This window comes from Bacillus sp. FSL K6-3176, assembly GCF_038003325.1.
In the GTDB taxonomy this organism is placed as follows: Bacteria; Bacillota; Bacilli; order Bacillales; family Bacillaceae; genus Bacillus; species Bacillus altitudinis.
The window spans coordinates 2,578,223-2,595,438 of record NZ_JBBOOX010000001.1 but is presented as its reverse complement, the minus strand read 5'-3'; the positions used below and the strand labels follow the sequence as shown (position 1 = coordinate 2,595,438).

Annotated in this window: 18 protein-coding genes and 1 other annotated feature; of the genes, 13 read left to right on the top strand and 5 right to left on the bottom strand. The window is 41.4% G+C overall.

All coding sequences use genetic code 11. From position 1 onward, the window contains the following. Positions 1 to 6: 6 nt before the first annotated feature. Positions 7 to 927, top strand: a complete 921-nt coding sequence (locus MHB38_RS13510; protein ID WP_019743725.1) for a methyl-accepting chemotaxis protein — start codon at positions 7 to 9, stop codon at positions 925 to 927. Positions 928 to 982: 55 nt separating this feature from the next. On the opposite strand, the gene MHB38_RS13505 is transcribed toward MHB38_RS13510, so the two are convergent. After that, positions 983 to 1,762: an HAD family hydrolase gene (locus MHB38_RS13505; protein ID WP_035701960.1), complete on the bottom strand. Its 780-nt coding sequence runs from the start codon at positions 1,760 to 1,762 to the stop codon at positions 983 to 985. 136 nt (positions 1,763 to 1,898) lie between these two features. Then, positions 1,899 to 2,474, bottom strand: a complete 576-nt coding sequence (locus tag MHB38_RS13500; protein ID WP_035701957.1) for a DUF4352 domain-containing protein — start codon at positions 2,472 to 2,474, stop codon at positions 1,899 to 1,901. 336 nt (positions 2,475 to 2,810) lie between these two features. Continuing rightward, positions 2,811 to 2,942, top strand: a sequence feature (ribosomal protein L20 leader region). Positions 2,943 to 3,013: 71 nt separating this feature from the next. On the opposite strand from MHB38_RS13500, the gene infC reads away from it, so the two are divergent. From infC to MHB38_RS13480, 4 genes are all read left to right on the top strand, one after another. Beyond that, positions 3,014 to 3,529 (top strand): translation initiation factor IF-3, encoded by a 516-nt coding sequence (infC, locus tag MHB38_RS13495; protein ID WP_024718649.1) that lies wholly within the window; start codon positions 3,014 to 3,016, stop codon positions 3,527 to 3,529. Positions 3,530 to 3,554: 25 nt separating this feature from the next. After that, positions 3,555 to 3,755, top strand: coding sequence for a 50S ribosomal protein L35 (gene rpmI / locus MHB38_RS13490; RefSeq protein WP_003216324.1), 201 nt, complete (start codon positions 3,555 to 3,557; stop codon positions 3,753 to 3,755). Between the two features lie 31 nt (positions 3,756 to 3,786). Continuing rightward, entirely contained in the window at positions 3,787 to 4,146 is a 360-nt protein-coding gene (gene rplT, locus MHB38_RS13485) for a 50S ribosomal protein L20 (protein ID WP_007501659.1), read from the top strand. 63 nt (positions 4,147 to 4,209) lie between these two features. Continuing rightward, positions 4,210 to 4,476, top strand: coding sequence for a DUF1294 domain-containing protein (locus tag MHB38_RS13480; RefSeq protein ID WP_008346019.1), 267 nt, complete (start codon positions 4,210 to 4,212; stop codon positions 4,474 to 4,476). A 17-nt stretch (positions 4,477 to 4,493) separates the two neighbouring features. Here the strand turns inward: MHB38_RS13480 and MHB38_RS13475 are convergent, their stop codons facing one another. Beyond that, positions 4,494 to 4,898 (bottom strand): hypothetical protein, encoded by a 405-nt coding sequence (locus MHB38_RS13475; RefSeq protein ID WP_046527305.1) that lies wholly within the window; start codon positions 4,896 to 4,898, stop codon positions 4,494 to 4,496. A 179-nt stretch (positions 4,899 to 5,077) separates the two neighbouring features. Here MHB38_RS13475 and MHB38_RS13470 point away from each other — a divergent pair, with 179 nt between their 5' ends. Together MHB38_RS13470 and cstA are read left to right on the top strand one after the other, a co-directional pair. Continuing rightward, positions 5,078 to 6,166: a M42 family metallopeptidase gene (locus tag MHB38_RS13470; RefSeq protein WP_017358255.1), complete on the top strand. Its 1,089-nt coding sequence runs from the start codon at positions 5,078 to 5,080 to the stop codon at positions 6,164 to 6,166. Positions 6,167 to 6,515: 349 nt separating this feature from the next. Continuing rightward, positions 6,516 to 8,312: a carbon starvation protein CstA gene (gene cstA / locus MHB38_RS13465; RefSeq protein ID WP_039168858.1), complete on the top strand. Its 1,797-nt coding sequence runs from the start codon at positions 6,516 to 6,518 to the stop codon at positions 8,310 to 8,312. A 45-nt stretch (positions 8,313 to 8,357) separates the two neighbouring features. Here the strand turns inward: cstA and sspI are convergent, their stop codons facing one another. Then, positions 8,358 to 8,579: a small acid-soluble spore protein SspI gene (gene sspI, locus MHB38_RS13460; protein ID WP_008346010.1), complete on the bottom strand. Its 222-nt coding sequence runs from the start codon at positions 8,577 to 8,579 to the stop codon at positions 8,358 to 8,360. 113 nt (positions 8,580 to 8,692) lie between these two features. On the opposite strand from sspI, the gene MHB38_RS13455 reads away from it, so the two are divergent. From MHB38_RS13455 to pheT, 3 genes are all read left to right on the top strand, one after another. Then, complete coding sequence (locus MHB38_RS13455) at positions 8,693 to 9,436, top strand: TrmH family RNA methyltransferase (protein ID WP_025207761.1); 744 nt, start codon at positions 8,693 to 8,695, stop codon at positions 9,434 to 9,436. Between the two features lie 376 nt (positions 9,437 to 9,812). Next, positions 9,813 to 10,847: a phenylalanine--tRNA ligase subunit alpha gene (gene pheS / locus MHB38_RS13450; RefSeq protein WP_008346004.1), complete on the top strand. Its 1,035-nt coding sequence runs from the start codon at positions 9,813 to 9,815 to the stop codon at positions 10,845 to 10,847. A gap of 15 nt (positions 10,848 to 10,862) precedes the next feature. Then, positions 10,863 to 13,277 carry a phenylalanine--tRNA ligase subunit beta gene (gene pheT / locus MHB38_RS13445; RefSeq protein WP_046527307.1) on the top strand — a complete coding sequence of 805 codons (2,415 nt, stop codon included), beginning with the start codon at positions 10,863 to 10,865 and terminating at the stop codon, positions 13,275 to 13,277. 245 nt (positions 13,278 to 13,522) lie between these two features. Here pheT and rnhC read toward each other — a convergent pair whose 3' ends face one another. Beyond that, positions 13,523 to 14,446 carry a ribonuclease HIII gene (rnhC, locus tag MHB38_RS13440; RefSeq protein ID WP_202734296.1) on the bottom strand — a complete coding sequence of 308 codons (924 nt, stop codon included), beginning with the start codon at positions 14,444 to 14,446 and terminating at the stop codon, positions 13,523 to 13,525. A gap of 134 nt (positions 14,447 to 14,580) precedes the next feature. On the opposite strand from rnhC, the gene zapA reads away from it, so the two are divergent. From zapA to polX, 3 genes are all read left to right on the top strand, one after another. Beyond that, complete coding sequence (gene zapA / locus MHB38_RS13435; protein ID WP_008345998.1) at positions 14,581 to 14,838, top strand: cell division protein ZapA; 258 nt, start codon at positions 14,581 to 14,583, stop codon at positions 14,836 to 14,838. A gap of 7 nt (positions 14,839 to 14,845) precedes the next feature. Beyond that, on the top strand, positions 14,846 to 15,379 hold the full coding sequence (locus tag MHB38_RS13430; protein ID WP_008345997.1) for a CvpA family protein: 534 nt from the start codon (positions 14,846 to 14,848) through the stop codon (positions 15,377 to 15,379). Positions 15,380 to 15,493: 114 nt separating this feature from the next. After that, positions 15,494 to 17,206: a DNA polymerase/3'-5' exonuclease PolX gene (gene polX, locus MHB38_RS13425; protein WP_046527236.1), complete on the top strand. Its 1,713-nt coding sequence runs from the start codon at positions 15,494 to 15,496 to the stop codon at positions 17,204 to 17,206. Positions 17,207 to 17,216 lie beyond the last annotated feature (10 nt).

Here is a 17,216-nt window from a genome sequence, read left to right as displayed (position 1 = left end):
AAAGCGATGATTCAAACAACAAACACTTCATCAACACAAGTATTGGAGCAATCAGCTGTGCTTCGTGCGCTAGAGCACTCACTGGCGATGATTGAATTTGATGTCACAGGTAAGGTACTATGGGTCAATGATATTTTTGCAAAAGCCATGAGATATACAAAGGAAGAAATGATTGGTTTAAAGCATAGACAGTTTTGTCCTCCGCATATTGCAGAAGACGCAAGTTATCAAATGTTTTGGAAGCGTTTGAAGAATGGTCAAGTGTTTCAGGAAAAGGTGCAGCGGATCACGAAGTACGGTGACACCTTATGGCTTGAAGCGACGTATACACCAGTGCTCAATGAAGAGGGGAACGTAGTGGCCGTCGTGAAAGTGGCAACAGATATTACGGAGAGAGAAAACACAATGAAGCAGGTAGTAGAAGACCTAAAGGATATGTCTGCAAAATTAATGGAGCGAGCGGAAATCGGCATCCAGCATAGTCAAAGTGTAAATGCTTCTTTTGAACATATTGCGAGTGAAACGGATCAAAACATGAGTTTGCTAGAAGGGCTAACAGAGCAGGTGGAGTCGATCAGCTCAATTGCTACAACGATTAACAGTATCGCTTCCCAAACGCAGCTGCTCGCATTGAACGCGGCCATAGAAGCTGCGCATGCGGGTTCCTATGGAAATGGCTTTAGTGTCGTAGCGGCAGAAATCCGTAAGCTTGCGACAGATTCAAAGGAAGCGATCGTAAAGGTGGATCGTTATGTGAAGGCGATCCATTTAGAAGTTGAAAAGGTCAGCAACGGAACAAGCCGTGCAAAGACAAGCGTGTTTACAAACCGGGATCTTGTCAAGCAGGCAAGCGAGGAATTCATGAATGTAGGAAAAGCAGCACGCGGCTTAGATCGACAAGCACAAAGTTTAGCAGCAATTGTATAGCCGAAAACGAAAAAACACCCAATCTCGATCAGGAGAAGGGTGTTTTTCCTATGGTTTATTTTAAAATATCAAACAATTCGTGTAAGTCTTTAATTTCATAATCTGGTGTCACATCTGTTTCATTTTTCTTGCCATGACGATTGATCCAAACGGTTTGAATGCCTACGCGAGAAGCGCCGAGAATATCTGTTTTTGGATTATCTCCTACCATGATGACGTCATCTTTTGTGAGATTTAACAGCTGAAGGCAGTGCTCAAAGATGCCAGGATCAGGCTTTCCTTTCCCATAATCTCCTGAAATCACAATTTCATTAAAGTAAGGGGCAAGTTCCGGGACACCTGCAAGTTTTTCTTTTTGCAGACTAGGATCTCCATTTGTTAAAAGGAGTAATTCATAGCTGCCCTTCAGGCGCTCTAAAACAGGATAAGTTTCTTCATAGACATACGGGCGTTTTCTGCGCTCTGCTGCAAAGAAATCTGCTAAGTATTGACCAAATACTTCATCGTCAATTCCTGCCTCTTTTAAGCCGTTCGTCCAAGCGTTTTTGCGATACTCTGGTGCAAGGGCGTTCAGCTTTTGAAAGCCTTCGCTAATCGGCTCACTAAAATTGGACCACAGTCCTTCAAAAGGATTAATGCCAATCATGACAGTATAATCATATGTTTCATAAGAAGAGTACAGCTTTCTTGCTTCTTCACGCACAATCTGTTCAAACGATTCTGGATCAAGTCCATATTTCTTTTCCGCTTCCCTGCATGTTTCCTGAAAAGTGGTATGAATGCTTTTTTCATCCCAAAGCAAAGTATCATCTAAATCGAAAAATACGGCTTTCATGATCTTCTCCCTTGTTATGTATGTAGTTACCCTCAATTGCATGTGACAGGCTCATGTTCATTTTACAATAGAAGTTTTAGAGTTTAAATAGATTATTTAGTAATAAAAAAAGTGCACAAAAATGTGCACTCTTACATTATTTTGATAAATCAATGGTCTTATACTTACCGCCAGTCCATCCTAGTCCTGATGAGACTTGAAGCGAGAATTTCTTTTCGTTTGGAACTTCAAAAGCAATTTTACCTTTTTTAGATAATTTAGGATTTATTTGTTTTAAGAAGAAACTTGAATCGATATCGTTGACATACATGTTATTTGTTGCGAGTGATTTGTATTCTGTACCGTCTTTGCCAATTAACCTAAACATCTCAGTATCTACCGTTCTATCTTTTTTACCTGTATTTATGACCGTTACTTCAACAATCACGAATTTGCCGTCTGTCGTTACATCGCTCATATACTGTTTTTGTAAAGATTTCGCTTCTGTTACGCTGTTTACTTGATAAGTAAAGTCTTCGACTGCTACTTTATCTCCAATTTTATGCGTTTTTTCTTTATCATTTTTCTTTTCGCTACTCGTTACTGCATTTTTAGAACCAGTATTTGATGTATTATCTTTTTTGCTGCCGCCCCCAGCCATACAAGATACAAAGATAATAATCAAAATGAGAATAATGATACTAAGACACCCAATCTTAAAAAACTTTTTCAAATAAATCCCCTACTTTTCCTTATTTTATTAAATGAATTTGAATACCTCACCAATGATAAGACTAAAGAATTATAAAATCAATCATTTTTTTGAAAAAATAGATATAATACCCTTTTTTATATGGAATATGATTTATATTTTGGTTTATTTATGTATACAACTTGATTTATATCGGTGTGATAATGAAAAATTGAAGGATTTGAAGAGACTTTATTTCTTTTTAAATAAGGCTTGCCCAAATCGTTTCGTCATGCTAAAATGAAAAAGTTGTTTCAAGAGTTCGGTTACTTGACGGACAAATGAAAATTGTGTAGAATAGTTAACGAATTGAATAGATATCACAAGCAGAAGCACCCGCTTCTCACCTGATTGACACATGTTTGTAGTTGACAGGTTGACCGTACATTTATTTTTTCATGCAAATGTTCGCAGTGTGGGTGTTTTATATGCCCACACTTTTTGTTTGCCTGTAAAACATACAACGAAATGGTCAAAATGAATTGTGAACTCAATTCAAAATCTCATGGAGGTGGCTCACTATTAGCAAAGATCAATTAGTTAATGAAGGTATTCGTGCGCGTGAAGTTCGTTTGATCGGACAAAATGGCGATCAGCTTGGGATTAAAACCCGCCAGGAAGCTCTGGAAATTGCTACGAAAGCCAATCTTGACCTTGTGTTAGTTGCTGCAAATGCAAAACCACCTGTTTGCCGAATCATGGACTATGGTAAGTTCCGATTCGAACAACAGAAGAAGGAAAAAGAGGCACGTAAGAATCAAAAAATCATTAGCTTAAAAGAAGTTCGGTTGAGCCCGACAATCGATGAACATGATTTTAACACGAAGCTCCGTAATGCAATCAAATTCCTTGAAAAGGGAGATAAAGTGAAAGCTTCTATCCGCTTTAAAGGCCGTGCGATTACGCATAAAGAAATCGGACAGCGCGTGTTAGACCGTTTCTCTGAAGCTTGCGCTGAAGTAGCAACAGTAGAAACAAAACCTAAGATGGACGGACGCAGCATGTTCCTCATGCTTGCACCAAAAGTCGAAAAGTAAAAGTAACAGAGGGAGGAAACATCCAATGCCAAAAATGAAAACTCACCGCGGATCTGCTAAACGTTTCAAAAAAACAGGTTCTGGTAAACTTAAACGTTCTCATGCGTACACAAGTCACTTGTTCGCTAACAAATCTACAAAGCAAAAACGTAAATTGCGTAAGAGCGCAATCGTAAGTGCTGGAGATTTCAAACGTATCAAACAACAACTTGCAAACATCAAGTAATCTGGAATAGGAAACATAGGAGGGAATTACAATGCCAAGAGTAAAAGGCGGAACTGTGTCGCGTCAGCGTCGTAAAAAGGTTCTTAAATTAGCAAAAGGTTATTTCGGTTCAAAACATAGATTATATAAAGTAGCAAACCAACAGGTGATGAAATCTGGAAACTACGCTTTCCGTGACCGTCGTCAGAAAAAACGTGACTTCCGTAAACTATGGATCACTCGTATCAATGCTGCAGCTCGTATGAACGGTCTTTCTTACAGCCGTTTAATGCATGGCTTAAAGCTTTCTGGTATCGAAGTAAACCGCAAAATGCTTGCTGATCTTGCTGTGAATGACCTAAACGCATTCAACCAGCTTGCTGATGCTGCAAAAGCACAACTAGACAAGTAAGTCATATAAAAGATCATTCCGCCAAGGAGTGATCTTTTTTTCTCATCATGTGAGGTGAAATCAATGAATATCGCTCTGATCGTGCTGCTCATCTTGGTCAATGTCTATGGGTTTTGTCTCATGGGAGAGGATAAACGCCGAGCGAAAGCACACAAATGGAGAATATCAGAAGCGCACTTATGGAGTGCCGCAGTACTTTTTGGTGCTGCTGGGTCATTTCTTGGCATGCAGTATTTCCGTCATAAAACGAAGCATCCTGCCTTTCAAATGGGTATGCCTGCTTTAATTGTTGTCCAATTGGTGATATTGGTCTATCTCAATCTCATCTGAAAAGGGAGCAGACGCCGTTAAGTCGGCGTATCTGCTCCCTTTTTTTGTTTGATTTTTTTGATGGGCTGATCCCAATCAATTTTTGTTTGAGGATACCGTTCAATGATGTTGTCCTCAAGTTTTTCAAAGTCTTCTAATGTGAATTCATTTAGCTTCTCAGGTGACTCCGTCCAAACGTAAATGGAGTGGACAAACAGAGGATGATCCTTAGAAGGAACATGCTTCTCCCCTTCAAACAAGACACCTTTATAGACGAAATTAAAATTTTTACGGGCATTTTGCTGTTCGTCCATAAAATAAAAGCCTTCTTTTAATTGTGCTTGTTTCAGCTTTCTTCTCGGGTTTGAGAAGAATTTTACCGCCATGTAGAATATATAGACAAGCAATGCAACAAGAGCAAGTCTAATGAGGATGACAAACATGACAGGATGCACCTCCAATACCGTTATCTGATGTACTACGAATGAGAAAGACAAAAGGTTTCAACTTTTTTAAAAAAAATATTTCGATTAACGAAAAAATATTCATAAAAAGATCGTATTGAACGAAAGAGGTTTTGTATAATAAGAATGCACCATGAAGAAAAAGGAGGATACACAGAATGACAAAACTAGATCAAACATTAACTATGCTGAAAGACCTAACGGATGCAAAAGGGATTCCAGGAAATGAACGTGATGTAAAAAAAGTCATGCAGTCATACATAGAAACATATGCGGATGAAGTCTCTACAGACCGCCTTGGCAGCTTAATTGCTAAGAAGGAAGGAAATGCAAATGGGCCTAAAGTGATGCTTGCTGGTCACTTAGATGAAGTAGGATTCATGGTGACAAAAATCGATGACAAAGGCTATATTCGTTTTCAAACGGTCGGTGGCTGGTGGTCTCAAGTGATGCTGGCGCAGCGTGTCACCATTGTGACGAAAAAAGGAGACATTACAGGTGTGATTGGTTCTAAACCGCCACATGTTTTATCACCAGAAGCACGAAAGAAATCAATCGAAATCACAGATATGTTCATTGATATTGGGGCTTCGAGCAAAGAACAGGCAATGGAATGGGGCGTCCTCCCTGGAGATCAAATCGTACCTTACTTTGAGTTTACGGTAATGAATGACGAAAAAATGCTTCTTGCAAAAGCCTGGGACAACCGTATCGGCTGTGCAGTAGCGATTGATGTCATGAAGAATTTAAAGGATACTCAGCATGAAAATATTGCATACAGTGTAGCAACTGTCCAAGAGGAAGTTGGCTTACGTGGAGCTAAAACAGCTGCAGCTACCATCCAGCCTGATATTGGATTTGCTATTGATGTTGGAGTAGCAGGTGATACACCAGGTATTACTGAAAAAGAAGCAACAAGCAAACTTGGCAAAGGACCAACGATTGTTGTGTTCGACGCTTCCATGGTTTCTCATAAAGGGCTTCGCGATTTTGTTGTCCAAACTGCAGATGAATTAAACATTCCTTATCAATATGATTCCATGCCAGGTGGAGGAACAGATGCTGGAGGTATTCACTTAACAGGTCATGGCGTTCCATCACTATCCATCGGGATTCCAAGCAGATATATTCATACCCATGCAGCCATGATTCATCGAGATGATTATGAAAATGCGGTGAAGCTTTTAACAGAAGTCATCAAAAGACTTGATCAAAAAACGGTCGAACAAATTACGTACGGTTCTTAATGATAAAACCTTTCCTCAGTATGGGGAAAGGTTTTTTAATTGCGTTGAATTTCCCAGGAAATGAACTTTGGAATGTAAGTTGTGTCAAAAGAACTGTTTTCAGTAAATGAAGTGATATTTTTCTAGTGAGGAAGGCACATGTGATCTATCTTGTATTTATGTAAGATGAAATCAATAAAAAGGACAGAGCCAATTGAGGCTCTGTCAAAAGAGAGTTTATGGAAGTAGGTGAAGCTTATTTTAGATTAAATCAATTATTCCTATTTGTCAACTAGGTTTTAAAAGAAAGAAAAATCACTCAATTTATGTTATATTTGTAACAAATTGTTTATACAAAGGGGATGGTTAAATGAATGCGGTTTCAATTGTGATAGGATCGATGTGTATTTTAGCGATTGCCTATCGCCTCTATGGCACGTTTATGATGGTGAAGGTACTAAAGGTCACAGATGATCATCCTACACCGGCTCATGCACTCGAGGATGGGAAAGATTATGTGCCAACAAACAAATGGGTCACATTTGGGCATCACTTTGCTGCAATTGCCGCTGCTGGTCCATTAGTTGGTCCGATTTTAGCCGCACAATTTGGGTATTTACCTGGTCTCCTTTGGCTCTTAATTGGAGCGGTGATTGGCGGAGCTGTTCATGATCTTGTGGTCTTGTTTGCTTCGATGCGAAAAAAGGGGAAATCACTATCCGAGGTAGCGAAAGAGGAGCTTGGTCCTGTTGCAGGATTTTGCACAGGGCTCGCCATGTTATTTATTATTACAATTACAATGGCAGGACTGTCCATGGTTGTGCTTCATGCTTTAGAACGAAATCCTTGGGGAACCTTTGCAGTTGGTATTACCATTCCAATAGCGATGGGAGTCGGCCTTTATTATAAAAAGACAGGCAATTTAAAGCTGGCGACATCTGCGGGATTCATATTACTGATGTTGGGGGTATTCCTTGGACCGAATATTCAAGGAACAGCACTTGGAGATTTGTTAACACTTGATACAAAAACGCTTGCTCTTGCCCTGCCAATCTATGCGTTCTTTGCTGCGGCCCTGCCGGTTTGGTTGCTTTTGGCACCAAGAGACTATTTAAGCAGTTTTATGAAAATTGGTGTTTTCATCGCGCTGATTGCGGGAATCTTTGTGGTTAATCCAACCATCCAATTTCCGGCGTTTACGGAGTTTGTAAATGGAGGAGGGCCTGTCTTAGCTGGACCTGTATGGCCTTTTATTTCGATTACCATTGCTTGTGGTGCGATTTCTGGTTTTCATGCATTTGTTGGCTCTGGCACAACGCCAAAAATGCTAGATCGTTGGAGTGATATGAAGCCGGTGGCGTTTGGCGCGATGCTCGTAGAATGTTTAGTGGGAATCATGGCGTTAATTGCCGCTACTGCGCTTCATCCGGGAGATTATTTTGCAATTAATAGTACACCTGAAGTGTTCCGTACGCTTGGTATGAGTGTCGAGAATCTTCCTCAACTAAGCAAAGAAATCGGTCTTGACTTAGAAGGAAGAACAGGTGGAGCTGTTACATTAGCTGTAGGGATGGCGTACATCTTTACGGGTATTCCGTTCTTTAGTCATTTGGCCTCTTATTTCTTCCAATTCGTGATTATGTTTGAAGCCGTCTTTATTTTAACGGCGATTGACGCAGGAACCCGTGTCGCGCGATATTTGATCCAAGACTTCTTTGGAGAAGCATATAAACCGCTGAAACGAAATGACTGGGTACCAGGGTCAGTCTTTGCAAGTGCACTTGCTTGTTTTATGTGGGGATACTTGCTTTACTCTGGAGACATTGGGTCCATTTGGGCACTCTTTGGCGTGTCAAACCAGCTAATGGCCTCGGTCGGATTAATCATTGGGGCGACGGTTGTGTTAAAAATTGCGGATAAAAGACGGTATATGTTGACTTGTTTAATTCCACTTGCTTACTTATATGTGACGGTGAATTATGCGGGTTATTGGATGGTTGCGAATGTCTATCTCAATCCTGAAGCATCTGGCTACAGTGTACTGAACGCCGTGCTTTCGATGATTATGCTGATTTTAGGTTTTGTCATTATCGTGTTCGCTATTAAAAAATGGATCGAGATTTGGCGCGATCCAGCTCTTCGAATGGAGACGCCAATCACTGGCTAAATGAACAAAGCCGGCTTGCTCATAAATAAGCAAACCGGCTTCCTGTTATTGCTGATGTTCAGGCTTTAAGCCCTGCTCTAATGTTTCAAGAATTTCATTTTTTTCATCTTCTGATGCCTCTTGCCATAACACCTCAAACAAAACGCCAAGACCTGGCAGCATTTTTTCCTCGCCACTTTGAATCGCATCTAAAATCGTATGCTCAAGCTGCTCTTGATTATGGCCAGTAATGTTTTGAATCACTGCGCCTCTTAAATTAAAATCCATTGCCCACACTCCTTTTTTGATGGTGATAGCCCTATTCTGTCTCAAAGACAGGTTTATTATGTAGTGTGCTTGAGATATAATAAATTCATGATATTTAAAGGAGTTAAAGTCGCTTGAAATATATAGAATCAGCTAAAAACGCACACATTAAACAATGGAAAAAGCTCCATACAAAAAAAGAACGAACGAAAACAGGGCTATTCCTTGTTGAAGGAAAACACTTAGTAGAAGAAGCATTAAAAAGCGGGGTTGTGAAAGAGTTAATGATCACAACACCTGACATGCTCCCTGCTGACATCGAGCCTGACATTGAGTTGTATGAATTAAGTGAAGAGGCTTTTACTGCGATGACGGAAACGGAAACACCTCAGCAAATCGCAGCGGTTTGTACAATTCCTGTATTTGAGGAGAAAAAATATGAACGAATGCTTCTGTTAGATGCAGTGCAGGATCCGGGGAATTTAGGCACACTTATTCGGACAGCAGATGCAGCGGGTCTTGATGCTGTGATCCTAGGAGACGGAACCGTTGATGCGTTTAACGGAAAAACGCTCCGTTCAGCACAAGGGTCTCATTTTCACATGCCTATCTTAAAACAAACACTTCAACAGATAATTCCAGCATTAAAGGCGCAAGGTATACCTGTATATGGCACTGCTTTAAAAAATGCGAAAGAGTATAGACACATAGCATCAGAAGGTCCATTTGCGTTAATTGTAGGCAACGAGGGAGCAGGTATTGATCCAGAGATTCTTCAAATGACAGATCAAAATTTATATGTTCCAATGTACGGACAAGCGGAATCATTAAATGTGGCTGTGGCAGCAGCGGTTCTTGTCTATCATTTGCGCGGATAGTGTTGCAACACGTCCTATTTTTCACTATAATGAAACTAATATTTTAAAAACCATGATAGAGGAAGATTGTTTCACGGAGCGTCCTAATAGGGAGAATGCATCGTAGACTGAAAGTGCATTTAAGGAATGCTGAAACAGGAATTCACCTCTGGAGTTGTCACCGGGACCGCAGGTTTTGCGTAAAGGTGAACCGGATTCGTTTGATTCCGTTATGTCAATGAAGCTTATTCGCACATATATTTGTGCTTAACAAGGGTGGTACCGCGACCACAACTCGTCCCTTCTTTTATGGAGGAACGAGTTTTTTTATTGTCTTCAAACGATCAAACAGCCGTTTATCCGAGCGGTTTTGTATATCAAAAGGAGGATCACACTCATGCAAGAAACGTTAAAACAGCTTGAAACAGAAGCGATAGCGAAGGTAGAAGCAGCCAGCTCGCTCAAAGAAGTCAATGATATTCGTGTTCAATATTTAGGGAAAAAAGGTCCGATTACAGAAGTGCTGCGCGGAATGGGCAAGCTTTCCGCTGAAGAAAGACCAAAAATGGGCGCACTTGCAAATGAAGTGAGAGAGCAGATTGCTGGTGCCATTGCTGAAAAAAATGAGCAGCTAGAAGCAGAAGAAGTGAAAAAGAAACTGGCTTCTCAAACCATTGATGTCACATTACCAGCAAGTCCGATCAAAATCGGGGCAAGACATCCATTAACGATTGTCGTAGAAGATATTGAAGATTTATTTATCGGCATGGGCTATACCGTTGAAGAGGGCCCAGAGGTGGAAACAGATTACTATAACTTTGAAGCGCTCAATCTTCCAAAAGAACATCCGGCACGTGATATGCAGGACAGCTTCTATATTACTGAAGACACACTCATGAGAACGCAAACATCACCCGTTCAAGCACGTACACTTGAGAAATATAAAGGCCAAGGCCCTGTGAAAATCATCTGCCCTGGTAAGGTATATAGACGTGACAGTGATGATGCCACTCACTCCCATCAATTCATGCAAATTGAAGGACTTGTGGTCGATCACAATATTAGCATGAGTGACCTCAAAGGAACGCTTGAGACAGTCGCAAGAAAAATGTTTGGTGAGGATCGTGAAATTAGACTGCGCCCAAGCTTTTTCCCATTCACAGAACCTTCCGTTGAAGTTGATGTGTCATGCTTTAAATGCGGCGGGAAAGGCTGTTCTGTATGTAAAGGAACAGGCTGGATTGAAATCTTAGGTGCAGGAATGGTTCACCCGAATGTATTAAAAATGAGCGGATTTGATCCAGATACTTATCAAGGCTTTGCTTTTGGAATGGGTGTTGAACGTATTGCCATGCTGAAATACGGCATAGATGACATTCGTCATTTCTACACAAATGATATTAGATTCACGAAGCAATTTAAGCAGGACTAAGAGGAGGAAATCAACATGTTTGTTTCATATAAATGGTTAGAGGACTATGTCGATTTAGAAGGCATTCAGCCGGATGAATTAGCAGAGAAAATCACAAGAAGCGGAATTGAAGTGGAAGCCGTTGAGTATAAAGGCGAAGGCATCAAAGGCGTTGTCGTTGGACACGTCATTGAACGTGAACAGCATCCGAATGCGGATAAATTAAACAAATGTCTTGTTGATATCGGCGAAGACGCACCGGTGCAAATTATATGCGGGGCTCCAAATGTGGATAAAGGACAGCATGTGGCTGTCGCAACGGTTGGTGCAGTCCTTCCTGGAAACTTTAAAATTAAAAAAGCCAAACTGCGCGGTGAAGAGTCTCATGGCATGATTTGTTCTCTGCAAGAATTAGGCGTAGAGAGCAAGCTCGTACCAAAAGAATATGCAGAAGGTATCTTTGTTTTCCCGAATGACGTGAAACCAGGAGATGATGCCCTTCAAGCGCTTCAATTAGATGACGCGGTACTTGAACTTGGCTTAACACCAAACCGTGCCGATGCCCTTAATTTGCTAGGTGTCGCTTATGAGGTTGCCGCCATTTTAGGGAGAGACATCAAGCTTCCTGATACAGCGCATGACACTTCTTCTGAAAAAGCAGCAGACTATATTTCTGTTAAAATTGAGGATCAAGAAGCGAATCCACTTTATGCAGCGAAGATCATTAAAAATGTAAAGATTGGGCCAGCACCACTTTGGATACAAACAAGATTGATGAATGCAGGTATCCGCCCAATTAACAACGTCGTGGATATTACGAATTTTGTCTTACTTGAATACGGTCAACCTCTTCATGCCTTTGATTATGACCGGTTTGGTTCAAAGCAGGTGGTCGTACGTAAAGCGGCTGAAAATGAAATGATTCAAACTCTGGATGAACAAGAACGTACATTGTCTTCGAAGCATCTTGTCATTACAAATGGCACAAAAGCGCATGCTGTTGCAGGCGTCATGGGCGGTTTTGAATCAGAGGTGCGTGATGAGACGACAACGATTCTTTTAGAAGCGGCATATTTCAACGGTCAAACCGTCCGTCAAGCATCTAGAGACTTAGGGCTTCGCAGTGAATCAAGCACACGATTTGAAAAAGGGCTCGATCCGCAGCGGACGAAATCAGCAGCCGAAAGAGCAGCGCAATTGATCAGCACCTATGCAGGCGGTGAAGTGCTAAGTGGTACAGTTGAGGAAAACCACCTTGAAACAAGTATGAATGTCATCCACGTATCAACTGAGCGTGTGAACAAGGTGCTTGGTATGAGCATTTCAAAAGAAGATATGATTCAGATTTTCAACAAACTAGGCTTTACTGTGGGCGAATCAAATGATGTGCTTGTTGTAACGGTTCCTTCCCGTAGAATGGATATTACGATTGAAGAGGACCTCATTGAAGAAGTCGCGAGATTATACGGCTACGACAATATTCCATCTACACTTCCTGCGACAGCTGGTACCGTTGGCGGTCTCACGCCATACCAAGTGAAGCGCAGAAAGGTGAGACGTTTCTTAGAGGGCGCAGGGCTTTCTCAAGCGATTACGTATTCATTAACGAATCAGCATAAGTCCACAGCCTTTGCTTTAAATCCAGCTTATCAAACAAGACTTTCCTTGCCGATGAGTGAGGAACGCAGTGTGCTGAGACAAAGCCTTCTGCCAAACTTACTTGATTCTGTTGCATATAACTTAGCAAGACAAGCTGATTCTTTTGCCTTTTACGAAACGGGTTCTGTGTTCTTAGCGGAAACGGAAGGGGCAAAACCAGTAGAGAAAGAGCATGTGGCAGGTGCGTTAACAGGTCTTTGGCATAAAAATCTTTGGCAGGGCGAGAAAAAAGCTGTCGATTTTTATGTTGCGAAGGGTATTGCAGAAGGGCTCTTTGAAAAGCTTGGTGTATCAGAAGAGATCACGTATGTTCAAGCAGAGCGTGAGGGCCTTCACCCAGGACGTACAGCCGATGTTCATTTAAATGGAAAAGTGATTGGCTTTGTAGCTGCACTTCATCCAGTAGTGGAAAAGGAATTAGATTTAAAAGAAACGTATGTATTTGAATTTGATTTAACAGATGTAATGACGTCTGAAACAGAGGATATGAAATATACGGCAATTCCGAGATTCCCAGCAGTGACAAGAGACATCGCACTTGTCGTCGATCAGCATATTTCAAGCGGACAGCTGGAGCAAGTCATTTATGAAGCTGGCGGACAATTGCTCACAGACCTTTCCGTCTTTGATGTGTATGAGGGTGAGCATATGGAAGAAGGTAAAAAGTCTGTTGCATTCTCTCTGCAATATTTAAACCCAGAACAAACGTTGACTGAGGAAGAAGTCACGGCTGTTCATACAAACGTATTGAAAGCATTAGAAGATACGTATCAAGCTGTCTTGCGCGGATAATCAAAAGAGCTATCGCCTTATGGGCGATAGCTCTTAGCGTGTAGACAAACCCTCGCATTCTTTGTCAGTCCTGCGCGCTGGTACTCACGAATGTCAAATTCGCTCTGTGCTAGTGCTCGTCCTTCCTAGACTGCAAAGGTTTTCTATCACGCTGAAAAGAAGACAAAGGGCTAAAATCAAGTTCATTTTAGCCCTTTGTCAACAATCTGAGAGCTATCGCTTTATGGGCGATAGCTCTTTTTTAATTATAACCATTTTTTCGCTTTTTGGGTGTTGGCAAAATGAAGTTTTGTAAATTGGCGTAAAGCCTCTTCGCCGTGCTGTTTCATCAGCTTTGCTGCCGCTTTGTCAACATGCGGACCGGCCCCTTTTGGAATGTCAAAGCCCGCTGCTTTTGATAATTTATCCATTTCAATTAAAAAAGCATACCTTGCAATAATAGAAGCTGCAGCAACCGATAAGTGGATGCCTTCTGCTTTCGTACTAAAATATGTACGCTCCCGAATGATCTTTTTCCCCGCAAGGTGCCTGAAATAAATGCCTGGTTCGGCAAATTGGTCGATGAGAATGGCTGCTGGTTTCTTGCCATCCAGTTTTTCTAGCACGGAGGTGATGACTTGGTTATGAAGCAGTGCCTTCATTTTCCCTTGGCTCATGCCCTTTTCCTGCATCGCATTGTATTTTTCATTCCGAAGCACGAGAAGGCTGAACGGGATGGTTTTGATCAAGTCTTTGGCAATGTTGATAATCTGCGGATCTTTTAGTCCTTTAGAGTCTTTCACCCCGAGCTCTTTCATGAGAGCAAGCTGACTGGAATCAACATAAGCCGCACAGACCGTAATGGGTCCAAAATAATCGCCAGTACCGACCTCATCTGAGCCAATAACCGACATGGAAGCAATGCCAGGTGGTGGGCTGTACTGTGTGATAGATGGTGTTTTTTTGCTTTTTGTTTCAGCTGCTTGTAAATGGTTGAACTGACTTGCTTCAGCTTCTGCCTTTTGCCCTTGGAACAGCACTTTTCCAGATTTGTAGGCTGTAATCGTACAGCCGGGAACCTTTGCTTGAAAAAGAGCGCCTGGCGGCAAAGTGTCAGTTAAATGCTGAGCGTACACGCTCTTCATTTTTTTCATGTCTTCTGATGTTGCTTTTAAGACGGATTGGGGCACAGTGGATAACTCCTTTTTACCTTGATATCATTGATTTCTAAAGTGTACCATAACAGGGAAGGGCTCGTCTTTCCATTCAATGTCTAAACATGTTATGATAGAGACTAGGATTCTCGTGGAATGGAGGAGAAACGTTGTCTGACGGCGGTAAAACGAAAACAACAGTTGAGATTTACGGACAGTCCTATACGATCATCGGTCAAGAAACGAAGATGCATATGCGACATGTTGCTTCAATTGTTGATGATAAAATGAGAGAAATCAATGAAAAAAATCCATATCTTGATATAAACAAATTAGCTGTACTGACAGCAGTCAATGTCGTCCACGACTACTTGAAATTAAAAGAGCAATACGAAAAACTAGAGCTTCATCTAAAAGAAAAGGAATGAAATTACCGTGATCGATATCATCATTTTGTTTTTGCTTCTTATGGGAACGCTTGTCGGTCTAAAACGCGGGTTTATTCTTCAATTTATTAAATTGATTAGCTTTGTTGTTTCTATTTTAGTGGCTTCTATGTTTTATCAGTCACTTGCACCACAGCTTACGTGGATTCCAGCACCTAATTTTAGCGGCGGTCAAGCGCAGCTCGCTTTCTTTAGTGGGAATCTAGAAACAGCTTATTATAATACCATTGCGTTTATCATTCTGTTTATCTTGACCAAAATCCTGCTCGCTATCATCGGCGGATTGCTCACAACCATTGCAAGTATCCCTGTGATTAAACAGGTCAACAAACTGCTTGGCGCTGTTTTAGGATTTCTTGAAACCTATCTATTTGTGTTTATTCTATTGTTTGTGGCTGCATTACTTCCAGTCGATGCGCTTCAAACCATGATGAGCAAATCAATGTTAGCAGATGTGATCGTAAATAGCACCCCTTACCTGTCCGGTCTTGTCAAAGACCTCTGGTCGACGTATGGAGTTTAAGAACTTCTCCTTTCTTGGAGAAGTTTTTTCTCATTCCATGACAGAAAGTTGTCGGATGAAGGGAAAGTTTGTATATTTATATAGGAAGATGCCAAAGCGGCTGGAGGATGAGAGATGAATAAAAAAGATATTATCAAACTTCTTGAAACAATTGCAGTTTATATGGAGCTAAAAGGAGATAATCCTTTTAAAATTTCTGCCTTTCGTAAAGCAGCTGCGGCACTGGAACAAGATGACCGCAGTCTTTCTCAAATAGATGACCTATTAGCATTACCCGGCATTGGAAAAGGAACCTTTGCTGTGATCACAGAGTATATCGAAAAAGGACAGTCTGAAACACTCGAACAATTAAAAAAAGAAGTGCCTGAAGGACTTGTCCCGCTCTTAAAATTGCAAGGACTCGGCGGGAAGAAGATTGCTAAGCTCTACCAAGAGCTTGGTGTTCACGATGCACAGTCTTTAAAAGAAGCATGTGAAGCGGAAAAAGTACAAACGCTTGCTGGGTTTGGCAAAAAAACAGAAGAAAAGATTCTTGCCGCTCTTGAGGAGGCAGGGAAGCAGCCAGAACGACTACCAATTGGCTTTGCATTAGATGTGGCAGAGCGAATTGATGATGCGCTGGAACAGATGGAGGGAATCATCCGTTTTTCAAGAGCGGGTAGTTTAAGACGTGCGCGTGAAACGGTTAAAGATTTAGATTACATCATTGCGACTGACAACCCTGAACAAGTGAGGAAGCAGCTTGTTGCTCTTGATGATGTCAAAGATGTCATTGCGAGCGGTGATACGAAGGTATCGGTCATTCTTGCACTTGATTTTGAAATCAGTGTAGATTTCCGGCTTGTGACAACAGACCAATTTGCAACAACGCTGCACCATTTCACTGGCTCAAAAGATCATAACATTCGTATGCGACAGCTTGCGAAGGAGCGCGGTGAGCGTATTAGTGAATATGGGGTTGAAACGATCGAAACTGGGGATGTGAAAACATTTGAAGACGAAAGCGCTTTTTATGCACATTTCCAACTTCCGCTCATTCCGCCAGAAATTCGTGAAACCGGAGCAGAGATTGATACGTATAAAGAAAGTATGCAATTTGTAGAACGAAAAGATATCAAAGGCGATCTTCATATGCACTCGACATGGAGTGATGGCGCTTTTTCTATTCGCGAAATGGCAGAGGCATGTATCGCAAAAGGCTATGAATACATGGCCATTACAGACCACTCACAATATTTAAAAGTAGCAAACGGTTTAACAAAAGAACGTTTGCGTTTGCAAGCAAAAGAAATTGACAAGCTGAATCAAGAATTCGAGCATTTTTACATTTTCAAAGGGGTCGAAATGGATATTCTGCCGGACGGATCGTTAGATTATGATGATGACTTTCTAGCAGACATGGATTTTGTCATTGCGTCTATTCATTCTAGCTTCTCTCAGCCGGAGGAAGTCATTATGGAGCGCCTAGAAAATGCCTTGAATAATCAGCATGTGGATTTAATTGCCCATCCAACAGGCCGTTTGATTGGTAGACGAGATGGCTATGCCTTAAATATTGATCAGCTCATAGAGCTTGCGAAAAAAACGGGCACTGCACTGGAACTAAACAGCAACCCGTCAAGACTTGATTTAAAAACAGAGCATTTAATGAAAGCAAACGAAGCGGGTGTGAACATCATGATCAACACAGATGCGCACAACATCGCCATGCTCGATCATATGGAAGTCGGTGTCACAGCTGCAAGAAAGGGCTGGACACCAAAAGCAAATGTCGTGAATACATTTTCTCTCGATGAGATGAAAAAGTTTTTAACGCGTGACAGGTAGTCGTTAGGAG